The organism is Bacteroides xylanisolvens (assembly GCF_018289135.1).
In the GTDB taxonomy this organism is placed as follows: domain Bacteria; phylum Bacteroidota; class Bacteroidia; order Bacteroidales; family Bacteroidaceae; genus Bacteroides; species Bacteroides xylanisolvens.
Genome location: NZ_CP072216.1, coordinates 4789540 through 4810939, shown reverse-complemented (window position 1 = coordinate 4810939; position 21400 = coordinate 4789540). Strand labels below are relative to the sequence as shown.

Genomic DNA, 21400 nt, shown 5'->3' with positions numbered 1-21400 from the left:
ATGACGTCTACAATAATTATCCGTTATCAACCATTTATTATCAACTAAATTAACTATCTTTGCAGCCGAAATAAAAGATATACAGAGATTTAATGAAGACATTTGAAGAGCTTGGCGTTTCTCCGGAGATACGTAGAGCAATTGAAGAAATGGGATACGAGAATCCCATGCCGGTACAAGAGGAAGTGATTCCGTACCTTTTAGGAGAAAATAATGATGTAGTAGCTCTTGCACAGACAGGAACAGGTAAAACAGCCGCATTCGGTTTGCCCTTGCTCCAACAGATTGACGTAAAAAACAGAATTCCACAATCGCTTATCCTCTGCCCTACCCGCGAGCTTTGTCTCCAGATAGCAGGAGATCTAAACGACTATTCCAAATACATTGACGGACTGAAAGTGCTGCCTGTATATGGTGGTTCTTCCATTGATAGCCAAATACGCAGCCTGAAACGAGGTGTACATATCATCGTTGCCACACCGGGACGTCTGCTGGACTTGATGGAGCGCAAAACCGTATCTTTATCTACCATCCACAACGTTGTAATGGATGAAGCGGACGAAATGCTTAATATGGGATTCACAGAGAGTATCAATGCCATCCTGGCTGATGTGCCGCAGGAACGTAACACTCTACTGTTTTCTGCAACAATGAGCCCGGAAATCGCACGTATCTCCAAGAACTACTTACGTAACGCGAAAGAAATAACTATTGGCCGTAAGAATGAAAGTACCAACAACGTTAAACACGTTGTTTATACCGTACAGGCTAAAGATAAATATGAAGCTTTAAAACGTATCGTCGATTACTACCCACAAATATACGGTATCATTTTCTGCCGTACCCGTAAAGAGACTCAAGAAATTGCAGACAAATTGATGCAGGAAGGTTACAATGCCGATTCTTTACATGGCGAACTTTCCCAAGCACAACGGGATGCCGTTATGCAGAAATTCCGCATCCGTAATCTGCAACTGCTCGTTGCAACTGACGTGGCTGCCCGTGGACTTGACGTAGACGATCTGACACATGTCATCAATTACGGATTGCCTGACGACACAGAAAGCTATACACATCGTAGCGGACGTACAGGGCGTGCCGGAAAAACCGGAACTTCCATTGCCATCATCAACCTCCGCGAAAAGGGAAAGATGAGAGAAATCGAACGGATTATCAGCAAAAAATTTATTGTCGGAGAAATGCCGACAGCGGCAGGTATCTGTCAAAAACAGCTGATTAAGGTAATTGATGATCTCGAAAAAGTAAAAGTGAACGAAGAAGAGATTGCCGACTTTATGCCGGAAATCTATCGCAAACTGGAATGGCTAAGCAAAGAGGACTTGATTAAACGAATGGTTTCTCACGAATTCAACCGTTTTGCAGAATATTACCGCAACCGTCCTGAAATAGAGCAACCAACCGATATGCGTGCAGAACGCGCCGGACGTGGTGATCGTAAAGAAGGAGGTTTCGAGAAAAGAAGCCGAAAAGCTGCTCCAGGCTTCAACCGCTTATTTATCAATCTGGGTAAAACGGACAGCTTCTTTCCAAGTGATCTTATCGGACTGTTGAACAGCAATACAAGAGGGCGCATTGAATTGGGACGCATTGACCTGATGCAGAACTATTCTTTCTTTGAAGTACCCGAAAAGGAAGCGACCAATGTAATTAAAGCGCTGAACAAAGCTAAATGGAACGGACGTAAGGTCGTTATTGAAATAGCCGGTGAAGAAAGCGGAAAAGGACGCGAAAGCAGTTCTAATGAGCGTAAGGGAGGTAAACGATTCGGCGGCAAAAGTGACGAACGTGCACCACGCTATGAGAATAAGGATAGAAAATCGAAAGATGCTTCTGCAAAAGGTGCTAAATCAGCTAAAAAAGATAAACCTAGTCGTGCAGAACGAGGTTATTCTGATGCCCGTGGTCCAAAAAAGAAAGATGACTGGCAAGAATTTTTCAAAGACAAAGAGCCTGACTTCAGCGAGGAAGGATGGGCACGTAGAAAACCCAAAAAGTAAAAAGGAATTCATTTAAATAAAATAGAAAGGCAACTAACTACCACAGATTAGTTGCCTTTCTATTTAGTAAATATATATCTTTTATCGAAACATTTACTTCATCGAGCTATCTTCAACTCCTGAACAAGATTGCCCGCCTTACCATATTTCTCCATAATAAAGAGCATATACCGCACATCTACTCCGATGCAACGCTGCAAGTCAGGTTCAAATACGATGTCACTGCTCATTGCTTCCCAGTTGCCATCGAAAGCCAGCCCAAGCAATTCTCCTTTGGCATTGAACATGGCACTACCGGAATTACCTCCTGTAATATCATTATTAGAAATAAAGCAAACATTCATGTCTCCCTGTGCATTGGCATATCTTCCGAAATCACCGGAAGAAAGCAAACTCAACAACTCGGGCTGGACGGCAAAGTCAATATCACCTGCATGTTCCTTCACCTTCTCAAAGATGCCTTTCACAGTGGTATAATAATCGTAAGTGGCCCCATCAAAAGGAGTATACCCCCCAACCGTTCCGAAACTAAGCCGCATAGTGGAATTGGCATCCGGATAGAAATTACGATCGGCATACATACGGCGCATGGCAGCGTTGAACAAGCGTTCCCCCTGCTCTATCTGCTCGGAAGCTTCGGAAATACTCTGATTCATCTCATAATACTTCACGATCAGGTCCAGACTCAAGGAAACAGCCGGGTCCTCTATCAGATTATACGTAGTATCCCGCTCCAGAAAACGTTTTAGGCCCTTAGGAGACGTTATATTGGACGTTGCATACAAAGAGTCTACATAAGCCTGAATATTCCCGTTATAGAGTGTATCTATCTTTTCATACATAGCAGGCAGATACTTCTTATCCACTTTCAACTGATACTCTTTGAGCATGGCAGCAAAAACCTCCTTATCAATGGAAAGATCAAGATTATCATACTTCTCCAATAACTTCTTCATGCGGGTAATCACCAGCTTCTCCTCGGCCTCAAAGTCGAAATTGAGAATTTCAAGAGCAAGCTGCACCAATTCGGGACCATTGATAAACGATTCACCGAAATAAGCCAACGCACGATTTGTTTCCCGACGATTACTATAACTCAACTCCAGAGAAGAGAATAAACGAATCAGTTTCTCTCTTTCTTCCGGATGAGACTGAATCCAGTCGCGAAGTGCTGCTTCAGCCGCCCGTTTCTTTTCCAATACCTTCAGATGCTTGATGGCCTTGTTTGTTCCGATGCTATTCTTCCAATAATTGGAACTTTCATCGTATTTTGAAGCATACTTGATACGAATATCCGGACGACGATCCATCTCCCGTTTCCAAACCGTTTGTTTTACTCCCCGCACATCAATCATTGCCTGGTTGATTCCATTCATCATCTCTTCGATACCATACGAAGAAAGATAACGTTCCGTACTTCCCGGATAACCAAGCGTCATGCAGAAAGAACCTTCCTTGTATCCATCCAAAGAGATAGGCGCCACATATTCAGGGTGATAAGGGACGTTGTCAGGAGAATAATCAGCCGGACCATTCTTGGTGTTTGCATAGATACGAAATACGCTGAAATCGCCCGTATGTCGCGGCCACATCCAATTGTCCGTATCCCATCCGAACTTCCCGACAGAAGAAGGAGGTGCAAAGACTAAACGAACATCGTTATAATCACGATAAACGGAAAGCCAGAATTCATTACCTGCATAATAAGCATCGACAATACCGGTCAGCGTAGAATCTTTTTCGGAAACTTCCATACCGATTACATTCATGATCGAATCGACAGCTACACGGCGTTCTGTTTCCGTTTTAGCATAGCGGGCAGCAGATAATACCCGTTTGGTTACGTCTTCCGTACGAAGCAGAAAACGGACATACAACTCCGGATTCGGCAGCTCTTCGTCAAGGCTACGTGCAAAAAAGCCATCTTTCAGATAATCATGTTCTACAGAAGAGTGTTGCTGGATACTGCTGAAACCACAATGATGATTGGTAAACACCAGACCGTCTTCGGAAACCACCACTCCCGAACAGAAACCTCCAAAGCTGACAACAGCATCTGAAAGAGAGGGTTTCTTCGGATTATATATTTTATTCACAGGCATTTGCAAACCAAGTTCTTTCATTACCCGGTCTGTCTGTTTGTTTTTGCGTAGGTTTCCCAGCAGCCACATTCCCTCATCGGCAAATACATTTGACAGACAGAGGGAAAAGACTATCAAGACGGTTAGTCTGAATTTCATATTACTATTTTTAGATTCATTATTCGGTAATCAGCCTCAACTTCTTCGCTCCTACACGGGCTTTCAGCCATTCGCTGATTTTCTGTTTCTCGGCAGCAGACGGATGTCTGTCGAATTTCAAAACAGCCAATGTTACCGTATCGGTCTTCATCGAGTCAACCCGCACTTCGAGCGAATGAGCGATGGAGAGCGTAGTGATGGAAGGGTAAAGCACTTTCAGTTCGGGCACTAATGTACGACTCATTGCATCATACGTTCTGTATTGTTCCAATGTTGTCTCCAGTTGGGAAATCTTCACTGCCTGTTGCTGAAGTCGCTGCTCGCTGTTTTTGTAGAAGTCTTCCATGACCATGGCACGGATAGAAGTCACATCTACCGCTTCATTGTTCATCCCCTGCAATACAACCAGCTTCGTATCTTCCAACTTATATTCTTTCATCTTGCTACGGGCAATAGAAATCGAAGCATCAGGCACTTCAGGACCAATCAAAACAACCCGCACTTCTTTATGTTCATAACTGATCTTTTTATCGAGTACCTGTGTATTCTCAAAGCTTAACTGATCGCTAATAAAACGATTGGCTGCCGCCTCATAGAAAGTGCTTTTTATAATTCCAAATGTCAGATAAACCGCAGGGCACATGGTAAGCACCACAATCAGAACGATGTATTTACGTACGGTCTTCTCACGGGTTTTATCTACAAATTCCTTCCGCTGGAAATGCATCACACGAACTCCGAGGAAAGTGGCCAGACTGATAAAAACAGAGTTGATGAAGTAAAGATAAAAAGCACCCAGGAAATAAATAAGATTACCGGAGGCCAGTCCGTAACCTGCCGTACAAAGCGGTGGCATCAATGCAGTAGCAATGGCAACGCCCGGAATCACATTTCCCTTTTCCTTGGTAGAGAGGGCTACCACACCTGCCAAACCACCAAAAAGCGCGATGAATACATCATAAATAGTGGGCGATGTACGTGCCAGCAACTCCGACTGTGAACCGGCAATAGGGGCAAGAAGGAAGAAGATAGTGGCCGTCGTCACACTGAAAGCGGTCGTTATGAGAAAGCTCTTTAAAGAGCGTTTCATTAATTCGAAGTCGTTCAGTCCGACAGAGAGTCCCACTCCCATAATAGGTCCCATCAACGGAGAAATCAACATGGCACCGATAATTACAGCAGTAGAATTTACATTCAATCCGAGTGATGCCATAAAGATGGCAAAAATCAGGATCCACAAATTGGCACCTTTGAACTCTACACCCTTACGGATAGAATCCACGGTGGCCAGTTCGTTATCCTTGTCTTTTTTCAAGTCCAGATATTCTCCTAGAAAGGACTTGATAGCAAACTTATTACGTTCATCTGTCTTCATAGTTATTTCTTCTTTATAAAGCGATTAATAACAGGAATCTGACTCAATGGTAAATCCTTCTTGATAATATAAGCTATAAATAGCAATAAGAGTACGGTACGGAAAGCGAGACGGAGCACCAGATTAGGGATAGGCACCTGTTCTCCAATAACGTAAAGCACCGCTGCCAGCAGAACATAAAGTCCGAGGCTTTTCAAATCATAACGAATCGGGTATTCTTTCTGCCCTATCCAGTAGGATAACAGCAAGATTACCGCATAGCCTGCAACAGAAGCCCATGCCGAAGCAAGATAGCCGTAAACCGGCACAAATAATATGTTCAATACAACAATAATGACACAGCCGATCACCGAGAAGTAAGCTCCCCAATAGGTCTTATCCGTCAGTTTATACCAAAAGGAAAGATTGAAATAAATCCCTTTACAGATTTCTGCAAGCATCACAATAGCTACCACTCCAAGACCTTCCCAGTAACCTTTTGCTACAAGATAACGCAGCAAATCGAGGTAGAACATTACAGCAAGGAAAGCCAACAATGAGAAGATAAGAAAATATTTCATCGCAGCCGCATACATTTTCCGGTTATCTCCTTCGCGGTCTTTGCCAAATACAAACGGTTCGTAAGCGTAACGGAAAGCTTGCGTAAACATGGCCATCACCATCGCAATCTTGCTGGTTGCCGCATAAATACCCAGTTGTACTAACCCTTCCTGTCGATCTTCAAAGAGAAACGGATAGATCATCTTGTCAACAGTCTGATTCAGAATACCTACCAAACCTAAGATTAATACCGGAAAAGAGTATACTACCATTCGCTTCAGCAACACCCGGTCCAACTTATAAGCAAAACCTGTCAGCTCTGGAATAAAGAAGAACATCTGGACAACCGAGATAATCAGGTTGCTAATGAAAATATATCCCACCAGATAGTCCGGATCATAAAACCAAGAGATGGTTGCCGGACAATGTACATTCAGCCACGGACACACCAACAGGAAAAACAGATTCAAACCGATGCCGCCAATGATAGAGAGCAGTTTGATAGCTGCAAACTTGACAGGGCGTTTCTTGTATCGCAAATAGGCAAAAGGAATGCATTGAAAAGAATCTAAAGCTACCACAACAGCCATCATCGCTATAAATTCCGGATGATCGCCATAATCCAGCAAATTGGAAATAGGTTGCAGGAATAACAGGCAAAGGAGAACGAAAATCAAAGATACGCCTCCTACTGACAATAGGGAGTTGGCATATACTTTCATCGGGTCTTCTCCCGATTTATTGGCGAAACGGAAGAATCCCGTTTCCATACCGAACGTAAGCAGTACGAGCATCAGGGCTGTAAACGCATACACGTTCGATACGACTCCGTAACCTCCGGTGGAAGCCGGTAATACAGCTGTATACAGAGGTACCAGCATGTAGTTAAGGAATCGTCCGACAATACTACTTAACCCATAAATTGCAGTATCTTTAGCTAATGATTTTAGTCCAGCCATGTTTTATTAGTGATTATCATTCAGATTGGTTCAACGTTTCTTCTTTTGTTTGAACAACCAATCCATAAATCCGGGATAATTGAAAGCCGGATTCCAGCTTCCATGATTACAACCGGGAAATTCAATATATTCCACATCTGCACCGGCAGCTTTCAGTGCTTTATATGCTTCGCGAGAACCTTTCACCGGAACTACATCATCCGCATCTCCATGAAAGATACGGAACTTCACATCTTTGGCAGCCGACAACCGGCTTGGACTGACTATACCGCAGATAGGAATTGCAGCAGCAAATATCTCCGGGTAGCGTATTACTAAATCATACGTTCCCATCGCTCCCATTGAAAGGCCGATAATATAAACCCGTTGCGTGTCCACTTCGGGCATCACCAGATAGGAATCAAGCAACTGTTTGAGTGTCTGCAATATAGGACTGATCTCCTGTCCTACCGGCATTTCAGCAGGTATAAAAGACTTCGGACGTTCCGTATAAGCCCAGTAACCGTCTGTCGGACACTGCGGAATCAGCACAAAAGCAGGATACTTTTCTTGATTGACCGGATTAAGAAACATCTGTCCGCCATGAGTCAATTGCTTCTCATTATCATTTCCCCGTTCGCCGGCTCCATGCAAAAACAGCACGATGGGGTACTTCTCACCCGGTTTCACCGATTCGGGGTGAATCATCCGGTAAGGTAAGGAATCTCCTTTAGAAGAAACAAAAATATCTCTTCCATATCCCTGTTGAGCCGATAGAGAAAGGCTCAAAAAGAGAAAAACAAATAAAGTAGTCCATTGCTTCATCATCCAACTATGCTTTATAAAGTTCTTTTATACCGTTAATACCACTTATCACATGACGCTTTATGTCAGTCATTAAACAGTGTTTTCTGACTGTTATAAAGACTTCTTCCCAAATGCTTATAGGCAAGTTCGGTTACCTCGCGTCCGCGGGGAGTACGTTTCATGAATCCTTCTTTTATCAGGAAAGGTTCGTAAACTTCCTCGATGGTTCCCGCATCTTCTCCCAAAGCCGTAGCAATGGTCGTTATACCGACAGGGCCGCCTTTAAACTTGTCTATAATGGTACAAAGTATCTTGTTGTCTATCTCATCCAGTCCGTACTTGTCGATATTCAATGCCTCCAGCGCAAACTGGGCAATCTCCGTATCGATAGAGCCGGTGCCTTTCACCTGTGCGAAGTCACGTACCCGGCGAAGCAAAGCATTGGCAATACGGGGTGTCCCACGACTGCGGGAAGCAATCTCCGAGGCTGCACGTACCGAGCAAGGCACATCCAGTATGGACGCAGAACGACGGATGATATTGCTCAAAATATCATCGTCATAATACTCCAAATGAAGGTTAATACCGAAACGTGCACGAAGCGGAGCCGTCAGCAGACCGCTACGCGTGGTTGCACCAACCAACGTGAAAGGATTCAAATCGATCTGGATACTGCGTGCCGAAGGTCCCTTATCAATCATAATATCGATGCGGTAATCTTCCATGGCCGAATAAAGATATTCTTCCACTACGGGCGACAGACGATGAATTTCATCAATAAAAAGCACGTCGTTCGGTTCGAGGCTGGTCAATACACCTGCCAGGTCACCCGGTTTATCTAGCACCGGACCGGAAGTTACTTTAAAGCCGACTCCCAATTCGTTGGCGATAATATTTGAAAGAGTTGTTTTTCCTAATCCGGGAGGACCATGCAATAGCACATGGTCAAGTGCTTCGCCGCGCAGACGTGCCGCCTTCACAAAAATGCGAAGGTTTTCCACCACCTTGTCCTGGCCGCTAAAGTCTTCAAAACTTAACGGACGGAGTGCATTCTCGAAATCCCGTTCTTTTGAAGTAAGCTGATGTTCGCGTATGTTAAAATCTTCCTGTTCCATTTATTTCTTGAAAAGTAGGAGACAAAGATAGAGATTTACATTCATTTTCAGTATAAGAAAGACGAAGATTTAGTTTATTTGAAACGTAATAACTACTTTTGCACTATCTATATACACGCTATCAACTATGGTTCTAAATTACATTTGGATAGGATTCTTTGTCGTCGCCTTTATCATCGCCCTTGTAAAAGTGATTTTTCTGGGAGATACGGAGATATTTACAGCTATCATGAACGCTACATTCGATTCTTCAAAGACAGCTTTCGAGATATCTCTGGGACTTACAGGCGTACTGGCTCTTTGGTTGGGTATCATGAAAATCGGAGAAAACAGTGGATTGATTAACGCACTGGCTCGCTTTCTTAGTCCGGTGCTTTGCCGACTATTTCCGGATATTCCTAAAGAACATCCGGTGTTAGGGTCCATCTTCATGAATATGTCTGCCAATATGCTTGGTCTCGACAATGCAGCCACCCCATTGGGGCTGAAAGCGATGAAAGAGCTGCAGGAACTGAATCCGAAAAAAGACACTGCTTCCAATCCGATGATTATGTTTTTGGTGATTAATACCTCCGGCCTTATCATCATTCCGATCAGTATCATGGTATATCGTGCACAAATGGGGGCTGCACAGCCTACAGATGTATTTATCCCTATCCTGCTAAGTACTTTCATTTCAACTCTAGTAGGAGTCATAGCAGTCAGCATCGCTCAAAAGATAAACTTAATCAATAAGCCTATTCTCATTTTAATGGGCGTTATCTGCCTTTTCTTTTCCGGCTTGATTTATCTGTTTCTAAGTGTCTCGCGGGAAGATATGGGTACTTATTCTACATTGATAGCGAATATTCTGCTGTTCAGTGTCATCATTCTGTTTATTTTGACGGGAGTCAGAAAGAAAATCAATGTATACGATTCGTTTGTGGAGGGAGCTAAAGAAGGGTTTACGACGGCTGTACGCATCATTCCTTATCTGGTTGCTTTCCTTGTAGGAATTGCAGTGTTCCGCACTTCGGGAGCAATGGATTTTCTGGTGGGAGGCATCGGCTATATAGTAGGCTTATGCGGAGTGGACACGAGCTTTGTAGGAGCGCTGCCTACCGCATTGATGAAATCGCTTAGCGGTAGCGGTGCAAACGGATTGATGATCGATACGATGAAAGAACTGGGACCTGATTCGTTTGTAGGACGTATGAGTTGTGTAGTTCGCGGAGCTTCGGACACCACATTCTACATTCTGGCCGTTTATTTCGGCAGTGTGGGGATCACCAAGACTCGTAATGCGGTGACTTGCGGTCTGATAGCAGACTTCTCGGGTATCATAGCCGCTATCTTAATCAGTTATTTATTTTTCTTTTAAATCATAACATTCAATTATGGCTGTAACTTATCAAACAGAAGGCGTAAAAATGCCTGATATCAAGAAACGTGAGACTACGGAATGGATAAAGGCCGTAGCTGCTTCTTACGGGAAAAGACTCGGTGAAATCGCTTATATCTTCTGCTCGGACGAAAAAATTCTGGAAGTAAACCGTCAGTATCTGCAACATGATTACTACACGGATATTATTACTTTCGATTATTGTGAAGGCGATCGTTTATCAGGTGACTTATTCATCAGTCTAGATACAATACATACGAATGCGGAGCAGTTTGGCACCTCATACGAAGACGAACTACATCGTGTGATTATCCACGGAATTCTTCACTTGTGCGGCATCAACGATAAAGGTCCCGGGGAGCGGGAGATTATGGAAGGTGCTGAAAACAAAGCATTATCTATACGAAAAGTGTAAACAAGCCTCAACAGCAAACGATTTCAATAAACAAACGATTTATTCAAACATACTATACTGTATAAATACTGTAAAACGAAGACGCCTCATCGTAATCACTACGACGAGGCGTTTTCATTAGCAACGTAATGCTAATTTAAACACTAAATTATTTAAGAGAGAGATTTATTACTTCTTATCAGGGGTTACTTCTGGAGTAACCAATTTCTTGATTGATTTCATATTCAGATACAGAAAGGCCAACCGCGGCTGTGCTTCCTGAACAACCAATTCCAATGAATCTGATGTTACATAACCAATACGTTCACGTGTTTTATACACTTCTACTTTTCCGTTATCTTCTTTACTAAATCCTTCTATAATCAAATAGCCGTTGTCGATCTTCCATGTTCTAAGATCTAAAGACGGTACATTGATAGCAGAACATTTACCGCCTTTTTTAAACTCAAACCCTTTGAGTTCCCCTGTAGATTCATAGGTATAAGGATTACACCATTTACCAATAATTTGTTTCTCCACTTTCTGTCCATAGCTGCTGAATGCAAAGCAAGACAGAACCATAACTGTCATTAATAGTTTCTTCATTTTAATTTATTTTTCTAGTAAATCATATTTCTGATCAATTCCACGTTCTCGCAAATGAATACCCTCTTTCATCCAACGCGGCTCTTTTGTTCCTTTCAGGTAATAATCAAAGAACTGTTTCATCCGGATAGTCCAGTCTTTCTGTGCAGCCTGATTACCAAGAAAATGCCCTTCGCCTTTGTAATTAAGATGCCATGCCGGACGTTGTAAACGACGCATAGCTAAATAAAGTGCACGACCTTGTTCGTAGGCAACAGCCTCATCCTTATCATTATGCCAAATTAATAATGGAGTATGTATTTTATCCGCTTCCACGATAGCAGAGCTTGCCAAATACTTATCTTTGGCTTCCCACAAACTCTTTCCCATACGGCTTTGCCATTCTTCATACATGAAATAACGCGGCAAACCGCTTCCACCACGAATACCCAAATAACCGGTTACCATATCAGTAATAGGAGCCCCGATATTAGCACAAGCGAATATATCCGTCTTCGTCACCAGATAACTAGTTTGGAAACCTGACCAACTATGTCCCTGAAGACCTATCTTTCCCGGATGCGCTATCCCCTGCTCTATCAAGTATTTCGTACCGCTTACTACTGCATCATAACTACTCTGTCCCGGTGTTCCTATGGTAAAATGCACATCCGGCATAAATACAATATACCCATTACTAACAAAGTACATCACATCCGCCATTGCACTACTCAACATTGGAGCATGATAAGTGTTCAGCCCTCCGGAATGTGTTTCATAGAACTGTACCAGAACAGGATATTCTTTCTTAGCGTCATAATCTTCCGGCAAGTAAAGTATTCCCTTGTTAGGCTTATTCTCATAATTAGTCCATTCCACTAACTTTGCAGTACCCCATTTGTATTCGCTTTGTTGAGGATTAGCATTCGTTATACGAATCGGATCAGAGAAATCCGATTTACTCCACCACAGATCACGGAATTCTGATATATTCTGACGATTCCAGATACAATACTTCTGATTGTCAGAAAAACGATGAATTGAATAGATATAAGGACCTTCTGCGAGCTTCTTCAAGCGACCTTTCATGTCAAGTGAATAAATACCTTCATCCATTGTATTTTCATCCCATACGCTGACTATAACCGTCTCGTCCGGATTGAATACTTCTTTGTCAATATTGCTGGTCATTTTACGGATAGATCTCTGATTTTTGCGACCATACCCCTTAGTGATGCATTCCGGTTGACGTTCTCCGGTCAAATCGATCTTCCACCAGTCATAAGCATCATAAATCAACACATTATTACCATCAGCAGTCCAACCAGCAATACCACAAGCAGGTGCAGGATTTGGTTTGTCATAAGTTTCCTCGAATATCGGATACCCAATAGCTGTTGAAATATCGGTAACCTCACCCGTTTTTCCGTCAAACTTATTCCATACTTGTGCAATAGGATCATACATCACAGCCCATTTGCCATTCATCGACCACCTCGGTCTTGTCCGGTAGCTACGTCCTACCAATTGCTTTTCTCCCGTATGTACATTCACAGAATAGATGTCAAACGGCATTTCATTAAGCCAGTCTTTCTGCGCACAATAAGGCGTTTCGTCTGTGTAAAGCACATTATGAATCTCTTCCGCACGATCCGGCTCCAACAAATCAGCATGCCCGGGAGCTACTTCCGTCAATTTTCGGGAAGCAATGTCATAGATATATTTCGAATATTGAGGACGGAAATAACGACTGCGTGTCTGCAAAGTAGGTACTTCATATTCATCCCAGGTCCACAACTCCAGCTCAAGACTCTTATCCGGCTTTATTTCCTCTTCTTTCTTATCTTTATTTATTTTTTCCTGATAAGGTCTGAGTTCCATTGTCAGAAACTTCTGGCTACTTGACAGGTTAGCCCGGACAAGTTCCATCCTTGCAGGGAGAACTATCTCTTTTCGGTCAAAGACCAAATCACAGGTGTTCTTCTTTAAGGAAAAGTTGTACCATAGTGAATCTTTAATACTGAACCCTCCTATCATCTGTTTTGCATTCAAGTTGAAAGAAACTGGTTCTTTCTTTACGGAACTCTGATAAATAGTCTGATAGGGTCCGGTTAATGGACCATAACACAATGCGTTACCTTTCGCTTGTTTACGTACAAAGATGATAGATTGTCCTTCGTTGTACAAGGTATAATAACCAATACTGTCAATTTGAAAGGAAGTGCCGTTTTTTAGATGACGAACTATCAAGCGGTCGAAAGATGGAACATGATTGATGGTATCCTTCGGCACATTTGTTACAGAAATTGAGTAAGGAATTCCTTTTGCTGGTCGGAAAGCTTCCTTATAAGTCCACTCGGTCTTTGTGCCTGAAGGCAGTTCTAACAGGATTGTTTTCGCATTCCCAGTAGAATCGGACACTTGATAATATGCAGCTTGATCTGAATTATAAAACTCAATATTTTCTACATCCTCCAACAGAATCTCCTTACGGGTGCGTGAGTCAAACAGGTGCAAGATCTTTCCGTCTTTGTACTCGGGATTATATTCCATAGGAACTATACGATAAGTCACCCATCGCCCTGTCGGAGAAATATCAGGCGACTCTACACGCATCCATGACATACACGCGTCAATATCAATCGGCTTCTTCGGTGTTTGTGCCTTAATATTCTGACCAAATCCGATCAAAAGTCCTACTGCTATTCCGATTCTTATTATTGTCCTGTTCATCTTATCTTCTCCTTTCATCTTCTATCATATATTTATTCAGATCAATATCTGCATCCGCCGAATGATCGTTCAATAGTAAACGTGCGAAATGACGCCACATTTTATGTTCAAAGAATACTTCTGATTCACCAAAGAATCCATGAGTGCATTTCGGTAGTACAAACATATCAAAGTCTTTGTCTGCTTTAATCAATGCATGTACCAGACGTAATGTATTCGCCGGATTTACGGTATTATCGACCGCACCAGTAAATAACAACAAGCCATGCTTGTAATTCTTGGCTAGTTCCTGATTAGGGCGTACACGAACACTATAATCATAAGTCGTATGCTCCACTCCCAAGCTATCTTTCCCTGTTTTCACCTTTTCATCTACGCCAAAGTGAATTTCCACAAAGCCCTTATTATAGATTCTGTTATCATGGTTACCCGCCGAAGAGACAGCAGCTGAATAGAAGTCGGGATAAGTACATATAGCTGCAGCCGACATGAATCCTCCTCCGGAATGACCATAAATACCGACTTTTGTACCATCAATGAAAGGATAACGGGCAGCCAGTTGCTCAATAGCATACTTATCATCTGCCAATGGATAGTCACGCATATTGTTATATCCATATGTATGATATGCTTTTCCACGCATCGGAGTACCACCTCTATGACCTACAGTAATAACAATGAATCCCAGTTGCGCCAGACGGGTATTATATACATCATTCACAGTAAAGCGTGTCGGCACATACTCAAAAAAAGGTCCCGGATAGACGTTCGAAATAATGGGATAAACCTTCGTCGAGTCAAAATCTGCAGGTTTCCACATCACGCCATAAAGATCAGTCACACCATCAGCCGCTTTCACCTTAAAACGCTCCGGAGCTTTCCATCCCATCTCATAAACAGGTTGCAAGTCCGGTTTTTCCAGTTTCATAACCACCTTTCCACGTGAGTTGCGAACGACATTGACAGGTTCTTGTGAAACTGTGGAGTAGGAATCTACAATATAATGGTTAGAGGGAGAAATTCTAGCTTCATGTGATGCGTTTTCGGGTGTCAACAAACGAATAGCATTCAGTTGATCCAGTTTAGCTTCATAAAGGATATAATAATAAGGGTCGATGCTTTTCTCACGACCATAACCATAAAAATAAAATTTTCGACCGACAGTATCAATCTTTGCAATCGGACCAGCCACCCAAGTTCCGTCTGTCACCTGATTTTTCAGGTTTCCGGTAGCAGTATCATACAGATAGTAGTGTCCCCACCCGTTCCGTTCCGAACGAAATAATATTTCTTTTCCATCTTTCAGGAAAGACACGCTACGCATCTGATAATCAAGGTACGGCTTATTCTCTTCATGAATTACGACGCGTACCTGTCCAGTTTCGACATCCACCTCACAAATATCTGATTGATTCCAAGAGCGGTTATAACGTTGAAAATAGAGACGTTTACCATCATTTGTTGTATACAGTACATCGATATACTGATCAGGCCAACGATTGATATCTACTTTCTTCACTTCCCTTTTATCTACGTCGCCAAGTAAAAGTTCATATTGTGTCACGTCTTTATCTCCTGCCAACTCGGCTTTATAAGTCGTTAATTCAGGAAACTTTGACAATGAATTGATTAACCACAGATCGCGCACTTTCCGATTGTCCTCACGAACAGCATAAAAACGATGAGTACCCGGAAGCCAATGAGCTGATTCAGCCCCGAAACGTCCCTCCATCTTTCCTTCATCCTCACGATTGAATGTATAGTCCGGTCCCCCGTCTGTTGTCAACTGTACAGGTATTGTATCCTGTCCCTTTTTCGGATTTCCGACAAAATACAGGTTGTCTTTACTGGCATACAACATATACAAGCTATCCGGAGAATATTTCTTCCAGTATGGATCACCGTCTTTATAAATAGGCTTTTCATCGAGTTTCTTCAACACTTTCGTACGAATGTTATAGGTATATAGCCCACGGTCGAAGTCGAGACGAATTGTCTCATTATCTTTCATGAAAGTGAAAGACAGATGAGGAGCTGCAGCAGAGTAAGCTTTTTTGGTATATACTGCAATCTTACTCAAGAGTTCGGGGGTATCAAACAACAGACGTTTTTCCTTTTTCTTCGGATTCACATAATAGTATTTCTCTCCCTCACGGGTAGTGAAAGAATAGTAGAAGCAGTCCGTATCATTGATGAACGTAGGGTTGACTTCCGTAGAATACTTCATGATAGGATTCTGTGTCAGTAAACGAAACTTCTCCGCCAACTGATAATTTGCTTTTTGCTGTGCGCTGGCCATGCTGCATATTAATGCAACAGCCGCCAAGCACAGATATCTAAAAAGAGAGTTTTTCATAAAATTTTGTCTATGTCTTATTTGGTACAGTTTATATCCCCCCAATAATCTGCCCGGTTATCACCCAGCAAGTGTTTAGCAAAGAAGCGATACATCTTTTTCTCAAAATATTTATCTGCAGAGCCATATCCATGCCCTGCACCGGGTATTACCAACATATCGAAATCTTTGCCAGCTTCAATCAATGCTTGAGCTACACGATAAGTGTGTGCAGGATTAACATTCTTATCCATATCCCCCGTCACAAGCATCAGATGCCCTTTCAGATTCTTGGCAATCTCTGCATTAGACTTCACACTGAATTTGTACTCATATTCTTTCGTTTCGTTGCCCAAGCTGTCTTTCACAACCTTTTCAACTTCTTTCACGCCATTATAGCATTCGCCCCAACCACGATTATAGATACTATTATCGTGATTCCCGGAACAGGAAACGGCAGCCGTATAAAAGTCCGGATAAGTGAATATAGCAGCTGCAGCCATAAATCCGCCACCTGAGTGCCCGTATATACCTACTTTCTTGCCATTGATAAACGAGTGGCGTTGAGCCAACTGTTCGATTGCATATTTATCATCTGCAAGGGGATAATCGCGCATATTGCCATAACCGTAGCGATGATAAGCTTTACCACGCATCGGAGTATCCCCTCTATGTCCTACAGTAATGACAATAAAACCTAGCTGTGCCATACGGGTACAATAGCTGTCATCCAATGTAAAGTTAGTAGGTACAAAGCCGAAATAAGGACCAGGATAAACGACTGAAATAATTGGATATTTCTTTTCAGGATTAAAATCAGACGGCTTCCACATCACTCCATATAAGTCGGTAATATTATCTGCTGCCTTTACAACAAAACGTTCCGGCTTTTTCCAACCCGATGCATAGACTAAGTCCAAGTCAGGTTTTGCCAACTCCATTATCACTTTGCCTTTTCTATCTTTCAGCATGATTTTAGGCTCCATGTCAACTCTTGAATATGTATCGATATAGTAATTATGAGATTTCAAGAAATTCACATTATGCTGCCCATCTTCTGTACTTAATGGAGTAACTCCTTCTTTGTCAATATCAACTTCGAAAAGCATATAATAGAAAGGATTTACTTTCTTATCTTTTCCATATCCATACAGATAAACTTTGCGTTTCAGTGTATCAATAGAATTAATGTAGCCTGTTACCCATTCACCAGAAGTCATCACATTCTTGAGGTTTCCATCGCCATCATAATGATAATAATGTCCCCAGCCAGTACGCTCTGAACGGAACAAAATATCCTTACCATCGTTCAAGATTGCCACATTACGAGCATGAGGATCACGATACGGTTTATCTTCTTCATGAATGATCTCCTTTACTTCCAAAGTTGAGAGATTAACCGAGCATACATCTACTTCATCCCAAGTACGTTTAGTGCGTTCAAAAAACAAATATTTGCTATCTGAGGTAACATGAAGAGGCATTACATACTGGTCTTTCCATTTGTCCACCTTCGCTTTCTTTGCCGTTTTTTCTACAATATCAATAATCGTCAAATCATTTTGAGTAACATATTTATCACCAGGGAACTCATATTTATATTTGACCAATGACGGTGAATCTTCTATTGAATTAATTACCCAAAAATCTCGTAATAAACGGTTATCATCACGCACTGCATATACATGACGATTATCCGGACACCAGCGTGCTAGCGTCGGTACTTCTCCGTCTTCTGCAGGTTCGTAATCATCTTCACGAGCATATGAAAAGTCTTTCATACCATCCGTAGTCAGTTGCACTTCAGTTGTATCTACTCCCAGTGACTTATTTCCTTTCACATACAAATTATGATTCTTTGCATACAAAATATATTTCTTGTCAGGAGAAAAGTTCATCCAAGTATAGCTTGGGTCTGATGATTCTTTCTTCTCTTCTTTCTTCTCAACTATTGTCAGTTTACCCGTCAAACGATTATAACTATACTGCTTACCCTTATAATCGAACTCAAATGAACGTTGATCTTTTGAAAAAGTAATAGATGAAATGTCCAGTTTATTTTTATCCACCACGCCTTTGGTGAATTCACTTAACTGCATAGCCATCTTACTTTTGTCAAAAAGAGGTTCACGTTTTCCTGCAGCAGGCATCACATAATAGTAATCTTTACCAGCTGTCGTTTGAAAATCAAACCAGAAATTATCTGTATCATTGATTTCCCGCGGATAAATCGATAGACTATTATTAGATAATTTACCTCCTAAGGTAAATTCCTGAAACTCCTGTACCAACTCGTAATTGGCTAGTATTGTATCATGCTTGCCAGAGGCTTGTCCCCATCCTTGCAATGCAAAAATAAAAGACAAGCTGCCGACAATAAAAACTCGTTTTAATACCATAATGGCTATTTTATTACTATATGAATCACTTTTAAAGCTATTCTTCTAGAAAGAAAATGACATATAATCATCACCACTTCCCCATTTATAAAGGACATCTACAATTTCTCCAAAGTTCTTATTTTCTTCTGAAGTGGTTTCATTCGGGAATTGCTGTTTAAGAGAAACCGCCGTACACGTACCGTCTTTTAGTCTTGTTTCTACAACACTATATATATAAAAACTTCCGTCTTCCAAAGCAACCCCTAATTGCCCACTGTAAGGATACTTGTATTTACGTAAATTGGTGGTCACATCCATACCTGACAAGGTCTTGACAGCAGCAGGCAACGGCTCACCTAATGGCATCAAACTCCCTCTATATTCCACATCTCCATAAGAATCCCATCCGTATTGATAATAATAAAGCTGGTTTCCGCTGGCAATAACCACATAACGTTTATTTCCAAAATTAGCCATACCACGATAATCATTGATAACTCCTAAAGGAGCCTCATAATACCAACCATCCATACAACTAACGGATCTGCTATCTGCCTCTAACCCGAAATAACGCAATTCATATACTGATGTAGCTTCATCTTTCAGCAAAACCGTCCAAAAAGGATAAGCCATTGTAAAATCATTCCCTCCATCATATGGAGCTGGCAATGCATCTACCACTGTCTTTTTTATATTTGAGAAGTGATCTTCACCACTCGGATCGGCAATATTATACATATTCCCACTTTCAGAACTAGTCATTTCGCCGATAGCTGAACTCTCACTTCCAGCTACATTACCCACATCCAAAATGCCCACTAATGAATTATCTTCTTTTGTCAACGCAAGCATCACATTCGTATAATAGTAATTAAACTTATAGGCTTGGAACAAGCGACTGAATCGGGTTTCATTATTTAATCCTATAGACATATAGGTACCTGCATGAAAATCAGCCGCATCTGCCTTTTTTTCCCAATAAATTAGTCCATTCTTATCCAACAATGCCTTAGCCGTATAAGTCATGGCAGCTTCTATCGGAGAAAAATGAGCAGGAATATCCCCACGGAACTCTTCATCTGTGTACACTTCACGTTCCAGCGTATTGCCATTAAGCTCCACCCAGCGATCTTGTTTCACTACCAATTCATCGTATACGCTAATACCGTACTGAAGATTATAATCTATATAACCAATGTTATTCATCAATCCTTTCGGATTTGATCCCAAATTGGAAACGACATCACGCTTCACTATATGATAAACCAATGAATCACGAGTAAAGGTTTCCCCATTATACGTTACCTGATAATGTTGTGTTGTAGGTACAATGAAATGAAGCACAGAACGTCCGCCTTCATCCGACAGAATAGTCCATCCACGTTGAAACATAGACATCACCTTAATAATCGTAGATTTTCCGAACTGGACCCCCGACTTATTGTCGGTCACTGCAAATGTCACTTGATACGTACCGCTTTTGTCGGCTTTAAATGTATAAGTGGCACCACTTTCACCTGTCTGCAACTGTTTGTCTATGTACCATTCGTAGCTGACGTCGGGCGTAATGCTGTCTATCGTAAACTTAAATGTAGGCGCCAATACCAATTCGTCTCCCTCTATCAAGTTATATCCAGAATTGATATTCTCAATATTGAAATTACCACCTTGTAAGTCATTAATCTGCTTGTAGTTATAATTATTGTCATCATCCAAACAACCGGACATAACTCCGACAAAAACAGTCATCACTGCATATATTCCTAATTTTTTCATACTTTGCAATTTTATAGTTATCCTGCCACTTCCACAGTAATCACATTTCCATGCTCATCTTTCTCCCAATCTTCCTTTTTCTTTCCTTCGTTCATCTGCTTCAGGGTATTCTTCAGTCTTAATGAATATTTACGTAATACTTGCTTGTTCTTTCCATCGAACACCATATCATCTTTTTTCAACTCGTCCAAAAACATCTGATACTTCCTTTCCGAATATTCACCTAGATAAAACCAATCGACTGAATTCCCCGGATTGGATTCTGACCCTGCATCAATCACCGACCACCAGTGAGGTTTAAACAAACGATCGGTAACAGTAATAAAAGCACGAGAATATGAATGGTCACCTTGCTTCACCCCGTTTGCCTCCACTACCTGCAATGCCAATATTTTCGTTTCTTTCTCCAGCATTGGGGCATTCTTCAGTATCACATAAATGGTATCCGTGAGCAATCCCTTTCTAATCCTACAGTCTGTAGGCAGCACATATAAGTCGGCAGGCAAGGTTGTATATTCTGCATCTACACTTACATTAAAATGTAAATCATCTTCCTGTATTTGCCCGTAGACAGAGACTTCTATCGGTATTTCGGCATCCTCACCCTCATTATACATTTTAAAAGATACTGTAGTCGTGTCTTTTGTCATATCATTAGCAAATCTCAAATAGGCTGTATCGTTACTGTTGACCAGCAATCCCTTCTCTTCACACGAAACGAGCATCAGATCTGCAATACAAATCAACGCTCCCCATATAGCATATTTTATCTTCATTTTCAT

14 protein-coding genes are annotated in these 21400 nt (G+C 41.7%); 3 read left to right on the top strand and 11 right to left on the bottom strand.

Translation table 11 applies throughout. The annotated features are described in order from the left end of the window. Positions 1 to 92 precede the first annotated feature (92 nt). Positions 93 to 2018 (top strand): DEAD/DEAH box helicase, encoded by a 1926-nt coding sequence (locus INE92_RS20065; RefSeq protein ID WP_008023826.1) that lies wholly within the window; start codon positions 93 to 95, stop codon positions 2016 to 2018. Between the two features lie 98 nt (positions 2019 to 2116). Here the strand turns inward: INE92_RS20065 and INE92_RS20060 are convergent, their stop codons facing one another. The 5 genes from INE92_RS20060 to ruvB form a co-directional block, all read right to left on the bottom strand. Beyond that, positions 2117 to 4258 (bottom strand): S46 family peptidase, encoded by a 2142-nt coding sequence (locus INE92_RS20060; protein ID WP_055235637.1) that lies wholly within the window; start codon positions 4256 to 4258, stop codon positions 2117 to 2119. A gap of 19 nt (positions 4259 to 4277) precedes the next feature. After that, the gene (locus INE92_RS20055; RefSeq protein ID WP_004313751.1) at positions 4278 to 5633 is read right to left on the bottom strand and encodes a TIGR00341 family protein; all 1356 of its coding nucleotides are present in this window, start codon (positions 5631 to 5633) and stop codon (positions 4278 to 4280) included. A gap of 2 nt (positions 5634 to 5635) precedes the next feature. Then, positions 5636 to 7132, bottom strand: a complete 1497-nt coding sequence (locus tag INE92_RS20050; protein ID WP_004313750.1) for an oligosaccharide flippase family protein — start codon at positions 7130 to 7132, stop codon at positions 5636 to 5638. Between the two features lie 30 nt (positions 7133 to 7162). Then, positions 7163 to 7939 carry a carboxylesterase family protein gene (locus INE92_RS20045; RefSeq protein WP_015532052.1) on the bottom strand — a complete coding sequence of 259 codons (777 nt, stop codon included), beginning with the start codon at positions 7937 to 7939 and terminating at the stop codon, positions 7163 to 7165. A 62-nt stretch (positions 7940 to 8001) separates the two neighbouring features. Continuing rightward, on the bottom strand, positions 8002 to 9033 hold the full coding sequence (gene ruvB, locus INE92_RS20040; RefSeq protein ID WP_004313748.1) for a Holliday junction branch migration DNA helicase RuvB: 1032 nt from the start codon (positions 9031 to 9033) through the stop codon (positions 8002 to 8004). Positions 9034 to 9160: 127 nt separating this feature from the next. Here ruvB and INE92_RS20035 point away from each other — a divergent pair, with 127 nt between their 5' ends. Both INE92_RS20035 and ybeY read left to right on the top strand, forming a co-directional pair. Continuing rightward, on the top strand, positions 9161 to 10393 hold the full coding sequence (locus tag INE92_RS20035) for a nucleoside recognition domain-containing protein (RefSeq protein ID WP_015532051.1): 1233 nt from the start codon (positions 9161 to 9163) through the stop codon (positions 10391 to 10393). A gap of 16 nt (positions 10394 to 10409) precedes the next feature. Next, positions 10410 to 10829 carry an rRNA maturation RNase YbeY gene (gene ybeY, locus INE92_RS20030; RefSeq protein WP_008770468.1) on the top strand — a complete coding sequence of 140 codons (420 nt, stop codon included), beginning with the start codon at positions 10410 to 10412 and terminating at the stop codon, positions 10827 to 10829. Between the two features lie 168 nt (positions 10830 to 10997). Here ybeY and INE92_RS20025 read toward each other — a convergent pair whose 3' ends face one another. The 6 genes from INE92_RS20025 to INE92_RS20000 are packed head-to-tail and all read right to left on the bottom strand — an operon-like array spanning position 10998 to position 21394. Continuing rightward, a complete protein-coding gene (locus INE92_RS20025; RefSeq protein WP_008770469.1) occupies positions 10998 to 11414 on the bottom strand; it encodes a lipocalin family protein in 417 nt (138 codons plus the stop codon). A 6-nt stretch (positions 11415 to 11420) separates the two neighbouring features. After that, positions 11421 to 14144, bottom strand: coding sequence for a S9 family peptidase (locus tag INE92_RS20020; RefSeq protein WP_211421238.1), 2724 nt, complete (start codon positions 14142 to 14144; stop codon positions 11421 to 11423). Further along, positions 14128 to 16482 carry a S9 family peptidase gene (locus tag INE92_RS20015; RefSeq protein WP_008770470.1) on the bottom strand — a complete coding sequence of 785 codons (2355 nt, stop codon included), beginning with the start codon at positions 16480 to 16482 and terminating at the stop codon, positions 14128 to 14130. The genes INE92_RS20020 and INE92_RS20015 overlap by 17 nt, the downstream gene beginning before the upstream one ends. 17 nt (positions 16483 to 16499) lie before the next feature. Further along, positions 16500 to 18860 carry a S9 family peptidase gene (locus INE92_RS20010; protein ID WP_004313743.1) on the bottom strand — a complete coding sequence of 787 codons (2361 nt, stop codon included), beginning with the start codon at positions 18858 to 18860 and terminating at the stop codon, positions 16500 to 16502. A gap of 45 nt (positions 18861 to 18905) precedes the next feature. Next, positions 18906 to 20618, bottom strand: a complete 1713-nt coding sequence (locus INE92_RS20005; protein ID WP_015531970.1) for a PKD-like family lipoprotein — start codon at positions 20616 to 20618, stop codon at positions 18906 to 18908. Positions 20619 to 20635: 17 nt separating this feature from the next. Next, positions 20636 to 21394, bottom strand: a complete 759-nt coding sequence (locus INE92_RS20000; protein ID WP_049702247.1) for a DUF4843 domain-containing protein — start codon at positions 21392 to 21394, stop codon at positions 20636 to 20638. Positions 21395 to 21400: the final 6 nt, after the last annotated feature.